General features: G+C 60.4%; 21 protein-coding genes and 1 pseudogene. 11 read left to right on the top strand and 11 right to left on the bottom strand.

Annotated features, from left to right (window positions below):
- Positions 1–2: 2 nt before the first annotated feature.
- Positions 3–722 (bottom strand): response regulator, encoded by a 720-nt coding sequence (locus AC2FLX_RS20465; RefSeq protein ID WP_480749478.1) that lies wholly within the window; start codon positions 720–722, stop codon positions 3–5.
- Between the two features lie 139 nt (positions 723–861).
- On the opposite strand from AC2FLX_RS20465, the gene mce reads away from it, so the two are divergent.
- Both mce and AC2FLX_RS20475 read left to right on the top strand, forming a co-directional pair.
- Positions 862–1,266: a methylmalonyl-CoA epimerase gene (mce, locus tag AC2FLX_RS20470; RefSeq protein ID WP_480749477.1), complete on the top strand. Its 405-nt coding sequence runs from the start codon at positions 862–864 to the stop codon at positions 1,264–1,266.
- A gap of 24 nt (positions 1,267–1,290) precedes the next feature.
- Entirely contained in the window at positions 1,291–1,566 is a 276-nt protein-coding gene (locus tag AC2FLX_RS20475; RefSeq protein WP_480749476.1) for a DUF1467 family protein, read from the top strand.
- 13 nt (positions 1,567–1,579) lie between these two features.
- Here AC2FLX_RS20475 and AC2FLX_RS20480 read toward each other — a convergent pair whose 3' ends face one another.
- The gene (locus AC2FLX_RS20480; RefSeq protein WP_496810476.1) at positions 1,580–2,278 is read right to left on the bottom strand and encodes an EI24 domain-containing protein; all 699 of its coding nucleotides are present in this window, start codon (positions 2,276–2,278) and stop codon (positions 1,580–1,582) included.
- Positions 2,275–2,853 (bottom strand): nitroreductase family protein, encoded by a 579-nt coding sequence (locus AC2FLX_RS20485; protein WP_496810477.1) that lies wholly within the window; start codon positions 2,851–2,853, stop codon positions 2,275–2,277. The genes AC2FLX_RS20480 and AC2FLX_RS20485 overlap by 4 nt, the downstream gene beginning before the upstream one ends.
- Positions 2,854–3,071: 218 nt before the next feature.
- Between AC2FLX_RS20485 and AC2FLX_RS20490 the strand changes: the two genes are divergently transcribed.
- Positions 3,072–3,347, top strand: coding sequence for a DUF167 domain-containing protein (locus AC2FLX_RS20490; RefSeq protein ID WP_480749583.1), 276 nt, complete (start codon positions 3,072–3,074; stop codon positions 3,345–3,347).
- Here the strand turns inward: AC2FLX_RS20490 and AC2FLX_RS20495 are convergent.
- Positions 3,335–3,583 (bottom strand): DUF8831 family protein, encoded by a 249-nt coding sequence (locus tag AC2FLX_RS20495; protein WP_480749473.1) that lies wholly within the window; start codon positions 3,581–3,583, stop codon positions 3,335–3,337. The genes AC2FLX_RS20490 and AC2FLX_RS20495 overlap by 13 nt on opposite strands.
- Before the next feature lie 122 nt (positions 3,584–3,705).
- On the opposite strand from AC2FLX_RS20495, the gene AC2FLX_RS20500 reads away from it, so the two are divergent.
- From AC2FLX_RS20500 to AC2FLX_RS20520, 5 genes are all read left to right on the top strand, one after another.
- Positions 3,706–4,410 (top strand): M48 family metalloprotease, encoded by a 705-nt coding sequence (locus AC2FLX_RS20500; protein WP_480749472.1) that lies wholly within the window; start codon positions 3,706–3,708, stop codon positions 4,408–4,410.
- On the top strand, positions 4,407–4,775 hold the full coding sequence (locus tag AC2FLX_RS20505) for a YigZ family protein (protein ID WP_480749471.1): 369 nt from the start codon (positions 4,407–4,409) through the stop codon (positions 4,773–4,775). The genes AC2FLX_RS20500 and AC2FLX_RS20505 overlap by 4 nt, the downstream gene beginning before the upstream one ends.
- A gap of 68 nt (positions 4,776–4,843) precedes the next feature.
- Positions 4,844–5,095 (top strand): DUF6455 family protein, encoded by a 252-nt coding sequence (locus AC2FLX_RS20510; RefSeq protein WP_496810478.1) that lies wholly within the window; start codon positions 4,844–4,846, stop codon positions 5,093–5,095.
- 12 nt (positions 5,096–5,107) lie between these two features.
- Positions 5,108–5,377: a DUF6455 family protein gene (locus AC2FLX_RS20515; RefSeq protein WP_496810479.1), complete on the top strand. Its 270-nt coding sequence runs from the start codon at positions 5,108–5,110 to the stop codon at positions 5,375–5,377.
- Positions 5,377–5,634, top strand: a complete 258-nt coding sequence (locus AC2FLX_RS20520; protein ID WP_480749468.1) for a DUF6455 family protein — start codon at positions 5,377–5,379, stop codon at positions 5,632–5,634. The genes AC2FLX_RS20515 and AC2FLX_RS20520 overlap by 1 nt, the downstream gene beginning before the upstream one ends.
- Here AC2FLX_RS20520 and AC2FLX_RS20525 read toward each other — a convergent pair whose 3' ends face one another.
- The gene (locus tag AC2FLX_RS20525) at positions 5,635–5,877 is read right to left on the bottom strand and encodes a CDGSH iron-sulfur domain-containing protein (protein ID WP_480749467.1); all 243 of its coding nucleotides are present in this window, start codon (positions 5,875–5,877) and stop codon (positions 5,635–5,637) included.
- A gap of 204 nt (positions 5,878–6,081) precedes the next feature.
- Here AC2FLX_RS20525 and AC2FLX_RS20530 point away from each other — a divergent pair, with 204 nt between their 5' ends.
- Entirely contained in the window at positions 6,082–6,270 is a 189-nt protein-coding gene (locus AC2FLX_RS20530) for a hypothetical protein (protein WP_480749466.1), read from the top strand.
- Positions 6,271–6,321: 51 nt separating this feature from the next.
- On the opposite strand, the gene AC2FLX_RS20535 is transcribed toward AC2FLX_RS20530, so the two are convergent.
- Positions 6,322–7,134, bottom strand: coding sequence for a trypsin-like serine peptidase (locus tag AC2FLX_RS20535; RefSeq protein WP_496875519.1), 813 nt, complete (start codon positions 7,132–7,134; stop codon positions 6,322–6,324).
- A gap of 91 nt (positions 7,135–7,225) precedes the next feature.
- Here AC2FLX_RS20535 and AC2FLX_RS20540 point away from each other — a divergent pair, with 91 nt between their 5' ends.
- Entirely contained in the window at positions 7,226–7,582 is a 357-nt protein-coding gene (locus AC2FLX_RS20540) for a diacylglycerol kinase (RefSeq protein WP_496744159.1), read from the top strand.
- A gap of 6 nt (positions 7,583–7,588) precedes the next feature.
- Here AC2FLX_RS20540 and AC2FLX_RS20545 read toward each other — a convergent pair whose 3' ends face one another.
- The 3 genes from AC2FLX_RS20545 to rimO form a co-directional block, all read right to left on the bottom strand.
- A complete protein-coding gene (locus tag AC2FLX_RS20545) occupies positions 7,589–7,948 on the bottom strand; it encodes a hypothetical protein (RefSeq protein WP_496810481.1) in 360 nt (119 codons plus the stop codon).
- 166 nt (positions 7,949–8,114) lie between these two features.
- Complete coding sequence (locus AC2FLX_RS20550; protein WP_496810482.1) at positions 8,115–8,882, bottom strand: hypothetical protein; 768 nt, start codon at positions 8,880–8,882, stop codon at positions 8,115–8,117.
- Positions 8,883–8,934: 52 nt separating this feature from the next.
- A complete protein-coding gene (gene rimO, locus AC2FLX_RS20555; protein WP_496810483.1) occupies positions 8,935–10,383 on the bottom strand; it encodes a 30S ribosomal protein S12 methylthiotransferase RimO in 1,449 nt (482 codons plus the stop codon).
- A 98-nt stretch (positions 10,384–10,481) separates the two neighbouring features.
- Between rimO and AC2FLX_RS20560 the strand changes: the two genes are divergently transcribed.
- On the top strand, positions 10,482–12,416 hold the full coding sequence (locus tag AC2FLX_RS20560) for an AsmA family protein (RefSeq protein WP_496810484.1): 1,935 nt from the start codon (positions 10,482–10,484) through the stop codon (positions 12,414–12,416).
- Positions 12,417–12,549: 133 nt separating this feature from the next.
- Here the strand turns inward: AC2FLX_RS20560 and AC2FLX_RS20565 are convergent, their stop codons facing one another.
- Both AC2FLX_RS20565 and AC2FLX_RS20570 read right to left on the bottom strand, forming a co-directional pair.
- A complete protein-coding gene (locus AC2FLX_RS20565) occupies positions 12,550–14,046 on the bottom strand; it encodes a phosphomannomutase/phosphoglucomutase (RefSeq protein WP_496810485.1) in 1,497 nt (498 codons plus the stop codon).
- A 15-nt stretch (positions 14,047–14,061) separates the two neighbouring features.
- Positions 14,062–14,186: pseudogene (locus AC2FLX_RS20570) on the bottom strand (3-deoxy-8-phosphooctulonate synthase); the annotation flags it as partial.

Here is a 14,186-nt window from a genome sequence, read left to right on the forward strand (position 1 = left end):
CCTCAGATTGCCTCGCGTCGTTCCAGCCGGGTCTGCACCATCCCGGCAAGCTGCGCGGCGCAAGTGGCATAGGGCCGCCCGCGCGAGCGCGCCCGCGCTACATCCTGCGCGGCACGGGCCAGCGGCAGATCGTCCGCGGCGCGGGCGACCCCGCTGACAAATTGCGCAGCATAGTCGAGCGCCTTGGTGTCGCTGGCATCTGCCAGTATGTCCGCGATATGGGCCATGTCGTCCCGATATGCCATCAGGTCAGGGCAGATCACCTCATCCTGAATTACCTGCGGCCCAGCCGGGCGGCGATCTTCGGGCAAGTGTGACAGGATTCTTGTCTGAAACGCCGCCAGCGAGGTCAGAGGCTTGCTCAGAAACCCGTCCGCCCCAGCGGCAATCGCCAGGCCTTCGGCAAAATCGTCTCCGGATATGCCTAGAATCACTGCGACGCGCGGGGTGGTTTGCGCCATCTCCTCGATCAGGTTCAAGCCCGAACCGTCGGGCAGGCCGATATCGACGATCAGGACTGAGGGGCGATAGACCTGCAGGTGGCGGCGCGCCGATGTCAGGCAATCCGCACGTCGGATGCGGGCGCCGCTGCGCAGGCACATCAGTCGCAACGCCTCACTCGCGTATCGGCTGTCCTCGACCACCAGAACCGTCATCCCCAAAAGCGGCCGTCTGTTACCGACGGTCAGGTGCGGGACGGCAAAGGGATCCGAATCATCCATGGCGAGGCTCCTTTCAAACAGACGTCCCGACGCTAGGCAAAGGCGGCTAACACAGGGTTAATGGGCGCTTTGGCGCACTTGCCCTAGGTCGCCGCAGCCCCCATAACCGCCGCAACCCGATGGATCGAGGAGGACAAGAATGATCGGTCGTTTGAATCATGTCGCCATTGCCGTGCCGGATCTGGAAGCCGCATCGGCGCAATACCGCACGGCGCTGGGCGCCAAGGTCGGCACGCCGCAGGACGAGCCCGATCATGGCGTCACTGTCGTGTTCATCGAGCTGCCCAACACCAAGATCGAGCTGCTTTATCCGCTGGGCGAGGACAGCCCGATCAAAGGCTTTCTGGAAAAGAACCCCTCGGGCGGTATTCACCACGTCTGTTATGAGGTCGAGGACATCATCGCCGCCCGCGACCACCTCAAGGAGACCGGTGCGCGGGTGCTGGGATCGGGCGAGCCCAAGATCGGCGCCCACGGCAAGCCTGTACTGTTCCTGCACCCCAAGGATTTCAACGGCTGCCTGGTCGAACTGGAACAGGTCTGAGCCAGCCGCATCGGAGGTTTCTACATGACGATCACCGCTGGTCTGGTTCTGTTTGCCGTCATCTGGTTCATGACGTTTCTCATCGTCCTGCCGATCCGTATCCGGACACAGGGCGATCTGGGCGATATTGTCCCCGGCACCCATGCGGGCGCGCCCGAGGAACATCACCTGAAGAAAAAGGCTTGGATCACCACCGGAATCACGATCGTTCTGTGGGTGATCATCGCCGGGATCATAATTTCCGGCGTGATCTCGGTGCGGGATTTCGACTGGATGAACCGGTTGCCGCCGGTCGAATGAAAACCGTGGGCGGCTACCTTTGGGACGCCGCCACACCATGATAGATGTGGGTAAAGGTTGCCGCGCCAAGGATCGGGATCAACAGGTTGATCATCGGCACTGACAGCGGAATGGCCATCAGTGTTCCTGCGATCCAGATGGTCGCCATGTGCTGCGACCTGAGCTTGCGCGCCCCTTCTCGCCCCAGTCGCCGCATCGCCGCCAGCGTGAAATACTCCCGCCCCAGCAGAAACCCGTTCATGCCCCAGAAAATGAACGGCGCAAGCGGTGTGAACAGGGCATAAAGGATAAGCGCCAGCAAGTTTGCGACGATCAGCACGCCCAGAAAGCTCAGCGTGTCGGTCAAGGCGTCGGTGAATGGAACCCCCGGCACCGCAGGCAGTCCGGGATAGTGCCTGTCTTCGACCGCCTGCGCCACTTCGTCGAGAAACATCGAGGTAATGGCCGAGGCCACCGGCACCATCAGGAACACCGATAGCACCATCATCAGCAAAAATGACGAAACGCTCGCCAGATCGTTGAGCCACGTCACCTCGCCCAAAATCGGCACGGTCACGTGCTCACCGATCAGAGTGTTGATCAGCCACAGGAACCCGGCATATGCCCCGATCAGCAAGGCAAATGTCAGCCCGACGCCCAGCAGCAGTACCTTGCGGAATCGCGGATCGCCCAATTGCCCCAGCGCCATGAAAAACGAGTTGATGATGATCATACCGATACCCATTCCGTGATGGCCGCAACATCGGGGCGGGGGCGTTCGGGTGGGGCCGCGCTTTCGGTGGCGATATGGACAAGGCCGGCAATGCGCTCGTTCTCGGCCAGCCCCAGCGCCTGTTGGCGGAATTCATGGTCATGCGACGGCCAGCCCGACAACCAGTTCGCCCCCCAGCCAGCCGCCAGCGCCGCGTTGAGCAGCGACAGGCAAACCGCCCCTGTTGAATAGCTTTGCTCGATTGACGGCACCTTGTCCGATGGCTTCTGCACCTCGATCACGGCCACGGCAAGAAGGCCCTGATCAAACTGGCTGCGCGCCTTGGTGATATCTTCGGGCGACTTGCCCAGGGCCTTGCCGCGCTGTTCGACCAAACCCGCGAGCCGGGCCATCGCCCCTTTCTCTATAACCACAAAGCGCCATGGCTCCAGCTTTCCGTGATCGGGGCTACGGGCGGCTGCATTCAGCAGCGGTCGCAACTGCTCGCGTGTGGGTGCCGGGGCAATCAGAGTCTTGGCTGGGCGCGATCGGCGCGTCAGCAGAAAATCAAGGGCTGCAGGGTTTTTCAGCGTCATATGTGAAGCCTTTTTACATAAGCCCCCTGTATCTCGGTCAGGCAGGGCCGGGTTTCAAGGTCAAAAGTGCAGGGCTGGCGACATTCCTTGGTGCGGCTGGCTTGCGTTTGGTCAAAGTGCCTGCAAAATCCAGCGGGCACCATGGTCAAAGGCTTCGGGCACATTCAGTGTGCATGGGTGCCCGAGCCCAAAGCTCAGAGGAAAGGCAATTGACCGCGATGGCCAAACCGAAGCTCAAGGATCTGCCCGACCTGTCGCATTTGGCGACGCCGGGCGCCGAATTTGCCATCCGGGCAACGCCCAATGCCGCGCGCGACCGGGTGTTCTGGGAAGGTGGCACATTGCGCATATCAGTGACCTCGCCGCCCGAGGACGGCAAGGCCAACGCCGCGATTCGCGCATTGCTGGCCGCGGCTATGGGAATCGCCCCGTCGCATCTTACGCTCAAGCGCGGTCAGACCGCACGCGACAAGGTCTTTGCCTATGATCCCTGAGGAGGCGTTTCGCGGATCTGGTATACGCCCTCGGGCAAATCCAGCGCCGCCGCGAGATCGCGCACCTGTTCCGGTGACAGTGTGATCTTTTGCATCTGCTCGGTACGCGGGTCGAATTGTTCCAGCGTCACGCATTCCGCGAAATTGTTGATGACCACGTCCTCCTGCAAGGGGGCGGGGCCTTCGTCGACCAGGGTAATAACGGTCGAGTCGAATTCATGCTCGATACTAAACATGCCTGCAGACTGCCGATGGTGCGCAGGTTATGCAACCCGCCGATACCGAATATCCGGTCTGGAACACGGTTGGGACGCGGGATAATGTGCCGTTCCGATGCATTAACTCGAAAGGCTTGCTCATGCGGCAGTTCGCCCTGCTTATGGTTTTTGTTCTCGCTGGTTGCGATGTGCCGCAGCCGGTTGCCGTGCCGCCACAACAACCCAGCCGGGTGACGCTGAACGCGCAGGCCGCACCGCGGGATTTTTACGCGGTCAGACAGGCAGTAGGAACCCAGGCGCGCGCCGAATGCCTGCGGCGGACCAGCGGCGCGAATTGCGATTTTCAGATCGGGATTGATCCCAACACGCGCGCTCAGGCCAACGCGTATCAAACTCTTGATAAGCAAGGCAGACCTGTGATCATTTTCACGCAGGCCCTGATCAACTCGGCGCGCAATGGCGATGAACTGGCCTTTGTCATGGGCCATGAAGCCGCGCATCACATCAGGGGCCACATCGCCCGCCAGAACCAGAACGCGGCGGCCGGCGCCCTTATCTTTGGGCAGCTTGCGGGCATAACTGGTGGCGGTTCGGCCTCGATCGAAGCGGCGCAACAGCTGGGGGCCGTAGTGGGCGCGCGCAGCTACTCAAAAGAGTTTGAGCTGGAGGCCGATCAGCTGGGCACAATCATCACCTACAATGCCGGATACAATCCGCTGATCGGGGTTTACTTCTTTGATCGCATTCCCGATCCCGGCGACCGGTTCCTCGGTACACATCCGCCGAATGCGCAGCGCGTCGATATCGTGCGCCGGACCGCCGCGCAGGTGGGTCTGGTGCAGTGACCAAAGTTACCCGGCTGGGCGTCATTCTGACCGATCGCGGCTCGAAATACGCTGTATCGGGTGCCGACGTCTCCAGCCGGGACGATGTGAACGCGGTGCTGGACGAATTGAAAGCCGACCGCGCCTACGCCAAGGCCACCCACAATACCTGGGCTGCGGTGCTTCCGTCCGGGGCGCTCAAGGCGGATGACGGCGAATCCGGCGCGGGTATGGTGATCTTGCGGATGATGGAACGGGCGGAACTTGAAAACCACGTGATCATCGTGACGCGCTGGTATGGCGGCAAAAAGCTGGGCGGCGACCGGTTCCGCCGGGTTCAGGACGCCACCCGCGCCTATCTGGATCACGTCGGATCCGAACCTTGACCTGTATCAAGGGCGATAACTGCGTCAGCGTCTAATCTCCGTGCCACGCGCGACAGAAAGGACACGCCATGTCTGATCGAGACAAGTTCCGAAAACATGCCGAATTGGTGGACAGGATGGCCGCCGTGCAGGGCATCGACCTGCAGGAAACCGCCATTCAGGGCAAGTTGAGCATCGACGACATTTCTGACGTCGTCCTGCGGTGCAGCGACTGCCCCAATCCAGAACACTGCACGAAACTGCTGGCCGAGTTGAGCCAGTTGGACCACGTGCCGGAATATTGTCGCAACAAGGACCTGTTCAAGGACCTGAAATTCTGACCCCGGATGCCAATGCCCAAGCTCGGAAAAGTCATGACCCATCTTCGCCTCGTTATGCGGATGGGGCGGGCGACGGGAACCGATATCGTCGAGGCGCATAACGAAGGACGGCTCAGTCAAGCGGATTGGGCGGCAATGGTCACAACCTGCCGTGCCTGCGAATCAGTGGGCCGGTGTCAGCACTTGCTGGACGAACACGATCAGCTGGACGGTGCCCCGGAAACCTGCCCCAACCGCACCCGGTTATGGGCGCTGAGGCAGCAGCAGACAGAGGAAGAATGATGGCCCAGATTCCGCTTGGCGACATCGAGAAACATTTTTGGCTCACCCGATCCGTGGCGCGCTGCATGGGGCTGTCTCTGTCCGAGGCTATGGCAGAGGGCCGCATGAGCGAACAGGGCTACGCCGAACTGGTCACGCGCTGCCGCGCCGCCCACTGTCAGGCCGCATGCGAGCACTGGCTGGCCGCGCAACAATGCCGGGCGCAAGCGGCTCCCGATTTTTGCGCCAATGCCGAAACTCTCGACAATCTGCGGTGATCAGAGCTTGGAATGCGAGCCGTCACACAGCGGCTTCTTTCCAGAATGCTTGCACCCGCAGAAGAACACTTTCTTGTCGGCCTCGGCTGTAAATTTCACCGGCGAAAAGCCTGTGTCCTTGTGCGACCCATCGCAAAACGGCTGTTTCTTGGACCGCCCGCAGGCGCACCAGAAATAGGTTTTGCCTTCAGTAACTTCGATCGGAAAAGGCCCTTTTTGTGCAATCTGGGGCGCGTCTGACATGTGGCTCTCCCTGCTGGCTGACACCTCATGTTGAGAATAGCGGGCGTTTTGGGAATTGGTAGGGGGTGTCGACGGCAACCTTCCGCCAGCGCCGGGGGCGCAAAGAATCCCGTGATTGCAATGTGGTAATGCCGCTCCTATCCTGATCGCACGCCCAAAGCGCTTTTGGGAATAAAAGTTGTCGACAAAAAAGGATTGAAGGACATGAAACTGAAACTCGCGGCCCTTTGTGCAATCACCGTCGTTCTGACCGCCTGCTCGCAGCAGGAAGAGCCGACACCGGTCTATGTCCAGCCCAGCTATGACAAGTATGGCGCACCCAGCTGCTCGGCAGGTTATCAGCTGGCAACCACCGAAGCTGGTGAAACCGTCTGCGCACCAGTAACGCAATAACTTCCCAAGTGGGCGGTCCATAAGGGCCGCCCCTTTTCACGCCCGAAACGCCTAGTTGGCGGTGGCGCGTTTCAGCGCATCCGCTATCTGCGCCGTCGGAACGCCGATGCTGACGGGGGGATCATTCGCGGCGACGCCGGACAAAACCCCGATCACCATCATCTCCCCGTCTATCTCGACCAGCAGGGGCGCACCGGAATCCCCGGACATCGCCGCACATCTCTGCAACAGAAGGCTGTCCTGCGACCGTGGTTCACCGCAGTTCCACTCGACGCTCAGCACGTGCGGCCTGAGACCGGCATAACCTGCCATCAGAAATCCACCTACCGCCAGGCTGCTCTGCTTCTGTTCCTCTATGCCCAGAACCCCCGTTCGCGCGCCTATCGGGTCTTTCAGCACCAGCAGGGCCCAGTCCGAGGCCAACGGAACCTTGAACGCGCGGCTGGTGGTGTCGATGACCGATGGCAGGACGAACCGTTCGACCTCGCTCACCGCCAGAGCCTCGCCGCGCTGATATCCGGCAGCAAAGCGAATGCTTTGCGGCGGTATCCACGTCTTTCGCGCGTGGTTGAACAGACAATGCGCCGCCGTCAGCACGACACGCTCGGCCACCAACGTGCCGGTGCAATGGCTGCGCACCTGAATGCTGGCGAAATTTACCCGCCCGATGGCACGCCATGGCGGTTGGGCGGCATCGACCACCTGACGCCCACGGATCGCCTCGCATCCCTGATCCAGTTGGTCCCCGGCCTGACAGATCGCATTCAGCCCGGGCCGGAACAGCCCTTCGGCCCGCGCCACCGGTGGCCAAAAGCTTGCCGCTAGTCCTAGCGCAGCAAAAGTGAACAGTCGTCGGATCGCCATGCCGGCAGCTTCGCCACGCCCGGATGCAAATGGCAACCCCGCCCGTTGCATCCAAAGCCCTCTCGCGCCAAAGTGACCGCGCGGAGGGTCGATGCGGCAATTCATTGAACATACGAAAAACCGGACAGTCTGGAGCTGGTACGGCCTGGTCGCCACATGGCGCAGCGAATACTCCTTTCGTTCATGGATCTGGGCCAACCTGATCTCGGCGGCGCTGGCGTTCTATTTGCCGATCACTACCGGTGAACGCGCGCTGATCCTGGCGCTGGGTGTTCTGGTTCTGGCCGCCGAGCTGTTCAACACGGCGATCGAACGGGCGGTGGATCACACCTCGACCGATCACCACGAACTGGCGGGGCAGGCCAAAGACGCCGCCAGCGCCGGCGTTGCCCTGACCGCGATTGCTGCGGGCGTGGCCTGGGCGGTTGTGCTGCTAGGGCTGCTATAGGCCCGCTCAGAACCCGTAATAGCGATAGCCCCGGTTGAAACTGTGACTGCGAGCCGGACGGTGTACCGGCGCGTAATACGGATAATACCCATACACGCGGCGCTTGGCGCCTTGGTAACGGCGCGGCGCATACGGTTTACTGTGATGTACGTTCGGCTTGCGCACATGCGGTTTGGGCTGCGGTGCGATGTAATAGCGGTGCACCCGGTGCTTGCTGCGGTCCTGCAGGCTGAGCGCGACGGCCCCCAGCGCAATGAACCCCGCGATAGCGTCGTCACTGTCATGGGCCGAGGCCGGGCTGGCGAGAAGGTTTGCCACCAAAGCCACCACCACGCCGGTCGCCGCAAGTAATGCTGGTTTGAACATGAAAGCCTCCTTTTTCAGGGTCGGCGGACCACGTCAAGGATGGGGGGAGTCGGACCGAAAGGCCAATGAATTCGGGTCACGGTTTGGGGAAAGGCACAGAAGGCAAGAATAGAGAAATGCATCTCACGGACGCTATTTGGCTTCACTGTCGATTTTCACAGGACCATCAAATGAGTGTCAATCGCCCTAAAAACCCTTTGCGAGGCGTACAACTGTCTGACGGATTGACAAAGAATCTCTCGGGGTGATCGAGGCGAAAAAAATCCATTCGTCTAGGCGACCAATTGAATACTTCCTGCTCTTCGTGAGTTTCGATGATAAGCAAGCCATGAAAGTACCATTTCGAATTCAACTTGTAACCCGTTTTTGTTGTGTAGAATGACAGGGCACGGAGTTGGGCAAAGGTACTCACATCGGAATCGATGCCATGCGCGGCGATACAATATGGGTTTCCACCAGACAATAGAATGGCTTTTACGGAGGTGACGCCGACCATCGTGACAGACCAAATCGACACAACTACCGGAAGCAAGAAAACCTTCCAAGCGTATGTTTCCAATTCACGCCCTTTGCGCTTTTGTGACAGAAGCAAAACTGAGGCGACGATAGCGGTGGTTATTGAAAGGTTGTAAATGAGCGCCAAGTTCGATCCTGCGCCGGAAAAAACTGCCAAAGCGATACCAAGAGAAGTCCCGACCAACCCGATCAAAAACGCTCCGCTTGAGGCAACAGCATTTGGAAAGCGCCAACCGGTCACGGCACAAATTTGAGCTAGAAAAAGTGGAACCAGAGGGGCGCAGGATAGTCCCCAATACAGGAGGTAAGCCCACGGTGCACTCCGGGGAGAGTCCACTTCCGGCAAGCTAGTTGGCAGCTGAACAAAACCCAGTGTTATCAATAAGCTGTAAAAAAGGAATTTTCGTTCAAATCTCATGCTTCTTTGCCAAAGGAAAGGATCAGGGCAAGGCAAATGTATCTACGGTGTTTTAATTACCTTGTGGATGCGGGGATTCAATATGTGGGTCAAGGTCAAGGATCGATTTAGAACGCGACAGCCGTCCCCACAAATCATACTCCCCGGCCTCATCAACTGCAACGGCAACGATATCCCCCGGCTTCAACCCCTCGAAGCCTTCATCGATGAACAGGTTTCCGTCGATCTCGGGCGCGTCGGCCTTGGTGCGGCAGGTGGCGGCCTCAGCGTCGACCTCGTCCACGATCACCTCGATGGTCTGGCCCACCTTGGCCGCCAGCTTGGCCTCGGAAATCGCCTGCGCCTTTTCCATGAACCGCTCCCAGCGTTCCTGCTTGACCACGGCAGGCACGTGATCCGGCAGGTCATTTGACCGCGCGCCGTCCACGTTTTCGTACTGAAAACAACCCACACGGTCCAACTGAGCCTCTTCCATCCAGTCCAGCAGGGTCTGGAACTCGGCCTCGGTCTCGCCCGGATACCCCACGATGAAGGTCGAGCGCAGGGTGATGTCGGGGCACACCGAGCGCCACGCGGCGATCTCGTCCAGCGTTTTCGCCGCCGCTGCGGGCCGCGCCATGCGTTTCAACACATCCGGGTGCGCGTGTTGGAACGGAATATCCAGATAGGGCAGCACGTTGCAACCCGCATCCGCCATCAAAGGGATCAACTCGCGCACATGCGGGTAGGGATAGACATAGTGCAACCGCACCCAGGCATCGAACTGTCCAAGTTCTCGCGCCAGATCGGTGATGTGGCTGCGCACCTCACGGTCCTTCCACGGGTTCACGTCATACTTGCGGTCCAGCCCATAGGCCGAGGTGTCCTGTGATATCACCAGCAATTCGCGCACGCCGTTCTCGACCAGCTTTTCAGCCTCGCGCAACACCGCATGGGCCGGACGGCTGGCCAGACGCCCACGCATGTCGGGAATAATGCAGAACTTGCACCTGTGATTGCAGCCTTCGGAAATCTTGAGATAGCTGTAATGGCGCGGGGTCAGCTTGACGCCGCTCGCGGGTAGCAGATCGACAAACGGATTGGGATCGGGCGGCACGGCGGCATGCACCGCGTCCAGCACCTGTTCATACTGGTGCGGCCCGGTGACCGCCAGAATACGCGGATGATGCTCGCGGATATAGTCCGGCTCGGCCCCCAGGCAGCCGGTCACGATCACCTTGCCGTTTTCCACCAGTGCCTCACCGATCGCCTCCAGGCTTTCCGCCTTGGCGCTGTCGAGAAACCCGCAGGTGTTCACGATCACGGCATCGGCCCCTGCATAGTCTGGGGAAATGCCGTAACCTTCGGCGCGCAGCCGCGTCAGAATGCGCTCGCTGTCCACCAAAGCCTTGGGGCAGCCCAGCGAGACCATGCCGATTGTCGGCTGTCCCGCGCGGGGGGCGTCGGTGATCCGGGCGGCGGGCGCCAGGTCGGGGCGGAGGTTTGGCGGGTTCGTGCTCATGGCCGCGCGTATAGAGGTGAAGTGACCCCCATGCAATTGTTGCGCGCGGCCCACCGGCGCGTCATATGCTTTGCATAAGCAAAAAATGGAGCAGGGATATGCGCTGGTTGTGGCGGATCGTTTTCATCCTGATTGCAGTGGTCGGGCTGGTGATCGGCGCGCTGCTGCTGATGCCGGGAGACAAGCTGGGCAAGATCGTCTCCGATCAGATCAAGGCGCAGACCGGTCGCGATCTGACGCTGAGCAGTGATGTCGCTATGTCCTTTTGGCCGGTGCTGGGCATCGAGACCGGCCCCGTGACGTTTGCCAATGCCGATTGGGCCGGTCCTGACCCGATGCTCAGCGCCAGCGCGCTGTCCGTCGGGGTCGATGCGGCTTCGTTGTTGTCCGGGCAGATCAAGATCAAGCAGATCGTGGCCAAGGATCCGGTCCTGCGGCTTGAATTCGCGGAGGGGCGGGGCAATTGGCAGTTCAGCCCGGCGCCCAGCCGGACGTCCGAGGGTGGCTCTGGCGCGCCCGATACTTCGGTTGCCCGTCAGGCGGTGACGCTGGACCAGCTTCGTCTCACCAACGCGCGGCTGGTCTATGTCGAGGATGGTGCGGCCCGCTTCGACTTCAACATGGTGGACCTGACCGCCAGCTGGCCATCTGCAGATGCGCCGCTGAGCGTGCAGGCCAGCAGGGGCGGCGTCGAAGCGGACCTGGAAATCGCGGATCTCCCGGCTTTTGGCACAGGTGCCGCGACCGCATTGAAGAGCGTTGTGACAGCACCGGGCGGCAACGCCACTTTTTCCGGATCGGCCAACATTGCTGGCGAGGTATCCGGGACGATCCGGATCAATACCTCGGACAGTACAAGGTTTCTGGCGGCACTTGGTCGGCCCGATACGCGCCTCCCCAAGGGGCTGGGGCAAGCGGTAGATGTCATCGCTCAGGCGACCTATACCCAGGATGGCCGACTGGCCCTGCGCGACCTCAACGTCAGTCTCGACCAGAACAGTTTTGCCGGCGAGGCCGATATCCTTCTCGGTGACCTGCCGAAGGTTACCGCAAGGCTCCGCACCGGCCATCTCGATCTGACGCAGATCGGCTCCGCCGGTCAGCACGCTGGCGGATCGGCAGGTGGTGGCGCGAATGGATGGTCGAAATCTACCATCGACGCATCCCCTCTGGCCTTGGCGAACGGCACGCTCCGACTCGACGCCGAGGCGATTTCGGTTTTGGACCTGAAGATGGGGCAAAGCAGTGTGGCACTGACACTCGATCGCTCGCGCGCCGTATTGAAGATGGACCCGGTCACGTTGTTTTCCGGCAAACTGACCGGTGAACTTGTTGCCAACAACCGTAACGGTCTGTCGGTCGCAGGCAAGTTGGCGGGTCGGGACATCGACGCGCAACAGGCTCTGTCAACCCTGGGCGGTATCAATCGCCTGTCGGGGTTGGCATCGACGGAGCTGGAATTTTTGGGCGAGGGCCAAAGTGAAGATCAGATCATGCGCTCGCTTTCCGGAAACGGGCGCATCGATATGGGGCGCGGGGTCATTTCAGGGATAGATCTGGACCGCTTGATGACATCCGGAACCGGGTCGGGGGGCACCACCTTATTCAACAGCCTGACGGCCAGTTACACCATTGACCAAGGAAACCTGTTCAACCGGGATCTGTTGCTGCAACTGGACAATTTTCGCGCCGATGGCGAAGGACGCGTCGGATTGGGCATGCGGGATCTTGACTATCTTTTCACCCCGGTTGCCCTGCGCGCCAATGCCGGAGAGGGGCTTGCAATTCCGGTTCGGATCGTGGGTCCCTGGGCCAACCCCGAGATCCGGCCGGATCTGAGCCAGGTGATCGAGGCCGCGACTGGCAAGAATATCAAGGATGTCGAAACACAGGCAAAGGACCAACTGCGCCAAAAGCTGAGCGAGGAACTCGACACTACCGTGACCGAAGACCAGAACATCGAGGAGTTGATCAAGGACCGGCTGGAGAACGAGACCAAAAAAGGCCTGCTCAAGCTGCTGGGTGTGGACTAGGGTGTGCTGTCTCCGTCGCGGCAGGCCACGCCCCCCCCCGGGGGTTGTTCGAACCAGAAAGAAACAGGAGGCGTCCTTGCTGCTTTCCGGTGTCAAATACCCCGGAGCGCGAAGCGGAGCCTCGCAGAAAGTTTCAGATCTTCTGATCGTACTCGCCGACGCCGGGTTCCGTGCGGATCACCGCATCGATGTCGGCAAAGATCGAGCGCATCTCATCCTCGCTTTCGCTGCTTTCGCACACGACCACAAGGTTGGGTGTGTTGGATGACGCTCGCACCAGTCCCCAACTGCCATTATCCAGGATCACGCGCGCGCCGTTGACGGTAACCACTTCCTTGATTGCACGCCCGGCAAAGGTTTCGCCAGCGCCATGCTTGGCGACCAGCTTGTCCACCAGCCGGTTGAGAATTTCGTATTTTTCGGTATCCGACGCATAGGGCGACATTGTGGGGGTCGACCACGTCTTGGGCAGCGCCTTTCGCAGATCCGACATGGATTTGCCGGGGTTGCGGTCAAGCATCTTGCAGATCTCGACCGCCACGCGCATGCCGCAGTCATAACCACGCCCCACCGGCTCCGCCAGAAAGTAGTGCCCCGATTTTTCGAACCCGGCCAGCGCGCCGATCTCTTTCACGCGCCGTTTCATGTGGCTGTGGCCGGTTTTCCAGTAATCCGCCGTCACGCCGTTTTTGCGCAGCTCGGGGTCCGAGGCGAACAGGCCGGTCGATTTCACATCCGCCACAAAGGTCGCACCTGGATGCAGCTTTGACAGGTCGCGCGCCATGATCACGCCGACCTTATCGGCGAATATCTCTTCGCCCTCGTCGTCCACCACACCGCAACGGTCGCCGTCTCCGTCAAAGCCCAACGCCAGATCGGCGCCCGACGCTTTCACCGTGGCTGCCATGTCATGCAGCATCTCCATCGCTTCGGGATTGGGATTGTAGTGCGGAAACGTGTAATCCAGCCGGTTGTGGCTGGGCACCACCTCGACCCCCATCCGCTGGAAGATTTCGGGCGCAAAAGCCGATGCCGTGCCGTTGCCCGTGGCACAGACCACCTTGAGCGGACGCGACATGCGGAAATCGCCAACCAGATCGTCAATATAAGCCTCTTTCACGCCATCCACGAACTCATAGGACCCGCCCGAACGCGCCATGCCTTCGCCGTTCAGCACGATGTCGCGCAACTCGGTCATCTCGTCAGGGCCGTGGGTCAGGGGACGGTCAAAACCCATCTTCACCCCGGTCCAGCCGTTGGGGTTGTGGCTGGCAGTCACCATCGCCACCGCGGGTACATCCAGGTGAAATTGGGCGAAATACGCCATCGGTGACAGGGCCGGTCCGATGTCCTTGACCTGTATCCCGGCCTGGATCAGCCCGAGGATCAGCGCATTCTTGATCGCCAGAGAATAGTCGCGATAGTCGTTGCCCACCGCGATTACCGGCGCAATCCCGTGCTTGTGCATCTGAGTGCCCAGGCCAAGGCCCAGAGAGGTCATGCCCGGCAGATTGATTTCTTCGGGGTATTTCCACCGCGCGTCATATTCGCGAAAGCCTGTCGACCTGATCATCGCGTCCCGCAGAAAACTCCAGGTGTTCGGTGTCACTTCGGTAATGGGTTTGCTCATGGGTAATCTCTTGGTTCAAATCCGGATCGGGTTGGCTTTGGCCAGCGTATCAAAGCGCATCAGGGTGGCAATCAGTTGCGGCATTTGATCCAGAGGGATCATGTTCGGCCCGTCCGACGGCGCGTTGTCCGGGTCCTGAT

The organism is Ruegeria sp. YKSF57, assembly GCF_059612585.1.

Excerpts from the sequence above, each read along its gene's own strand:
- AC2FLX_RS20560 (WP_496810484.1), top strand. The coding sequence starts at position 10,482 with ATGCGCTGGTTGTGGCGGATCGTTTTCATCCTGATTGCAGTGGTCGGG.
- AC2FLX_RS20510 (WP_496810478.1), top strand. The coding sequence starts at position 4,844 with ATGTCTGATCGAGACAAGTTCCGAAAACATGCCGAATTGGTGGACAGG.
- AC2FLX_RS20515 (WP_496810479.1), top strand. The coding sequence starts at position 5,108 with ATGCCCAAGCTCGGAAAAGTCATGACCCATCTTCGCCTCGTTATGCGG.
- AC2FLX_RS20500 (WP_480749472.1), top strand. The coding sequence starts at position 3,706 with ATGCGGCAGTTCGCCCTGCTTATGGTTTTTGTTCTCGCTGGTTGCGAT.
- AC2FLX_RS20565 (WP_496810485.1), bottom strand. The coding sequence starts at position 14,046 with ATGAGCAAACCCATTACCGAAGTGACACCGAACACCTGGAGTTTTCTG.
- AC2FLX_RS20530 (WP_480749466.1), top strand. The coding sequence starts at position 6,082 with ATGAAACTGAAACTCGCGGCCCTTTGTGCAATCACCGTCGTTCTGACC.
- AC2FLX_RS20490 (WP_480749583.1), top strand. The coding sequence starts at position 3,072 with ATGGCCAAACCGAAGCTCAAGGATCTGCCCGACCTGTCGCATTTGGCG.
- AC2FLX_RS20485 (WP_496810477.1), bottom strand. The coding sequence starts at position 2,853 with ATGACGCTGAAAAACCCTGCAGCCCTTGATTTTCTGCTGACGCGCCGA.
- AC2FLX_RS20525 (WP_480749467.1), bottom strand. The coding sequence starts at position 5,877 with ATGTCAGACGCGCCCCAGATTGCACAAAAAGGGCCTTTTCCGATCGAA.
- AC2FLX_RS20495 (WP_480749473.1), bottom strand. The coding sequence starts at position 3,583 with ATGTTTAGTATCGAGCATGAATTCGACTCGACCGTTATTACCCTGGTC.
- AC2FLX_RS20480 (WP_496810476.1), bottom strand. The coding sequence starts at position 2,278 with ATGATCATCATCAACTCGTTTTTCATGGCGCTGGGGCAATTGGGCGAT.
- AC2FLX_RS20550 (WP_496810482.1), bottom strand. The coding sequence starts at position 8,882 with ATGAGATTTGAACGAAAATTCCTTTTTTACAGCTTATTGATAACACTG.
- AC2FLX_RS20545 (WP_496810481.1), bottom strand. The coding sequence starts at position 7,948 with ATGTTCAAACCAGCATTACTTGCGGCGACCGGCGTGGTGGTGGCTTTG.
- AC2FLX_RS20465 (WP_480749478.1), bottom strand. The coding sequence starts at position 722 with ATGGATGATTCGGATCCCTTTGCCGTCCCGCACCTGACCGTCGGTAAC.
- mce (WP_480749477.1), top strand. The coding sequence starts at position 862 with ATGATCGGTCGTTTGAATCATGTCGCCATTGCCGTGCCGGATCTGGAA.
- AC2FLX_RS20520 (WP_480749468.1), top strand. The coding sequence starts at position 5,377 with ATGGCCCAGATTCCGCTTGGCGACATCGAGAAACATTTTTGGCTCACC.
- AC2FLX_RS20475 (WP_480749476.1), top strand. The coding sequence starts at position 1,291 with ATGACGATCACCGCTGGTCTGGTTCTGTTTGCCGTCATCTGGTTCATG.
- rimO (WP_496810483.1), bottom strand. The coding sequence starts at position 10,383 with ATGAGCACGAACCCGCCAAACCTCCGCCCCGACCTGGCGCCCGCCGCC.
- AC2FLX_RS20540 (WP_496744159.1), top strand. The coding sequence starts at position 7,226 with ATGCGGCAATTCATTGAACATACGAAAAACCGGACAGTCTGGAGCTGG.
- AC2FLX_RS20535 (WP_496875519.1), bottom strand. The coding sequence starts at position 7,134 with ATGGCGATCCGACGACTGTTCACTTTTGCTGCGCTAGGACTAGCGGCA.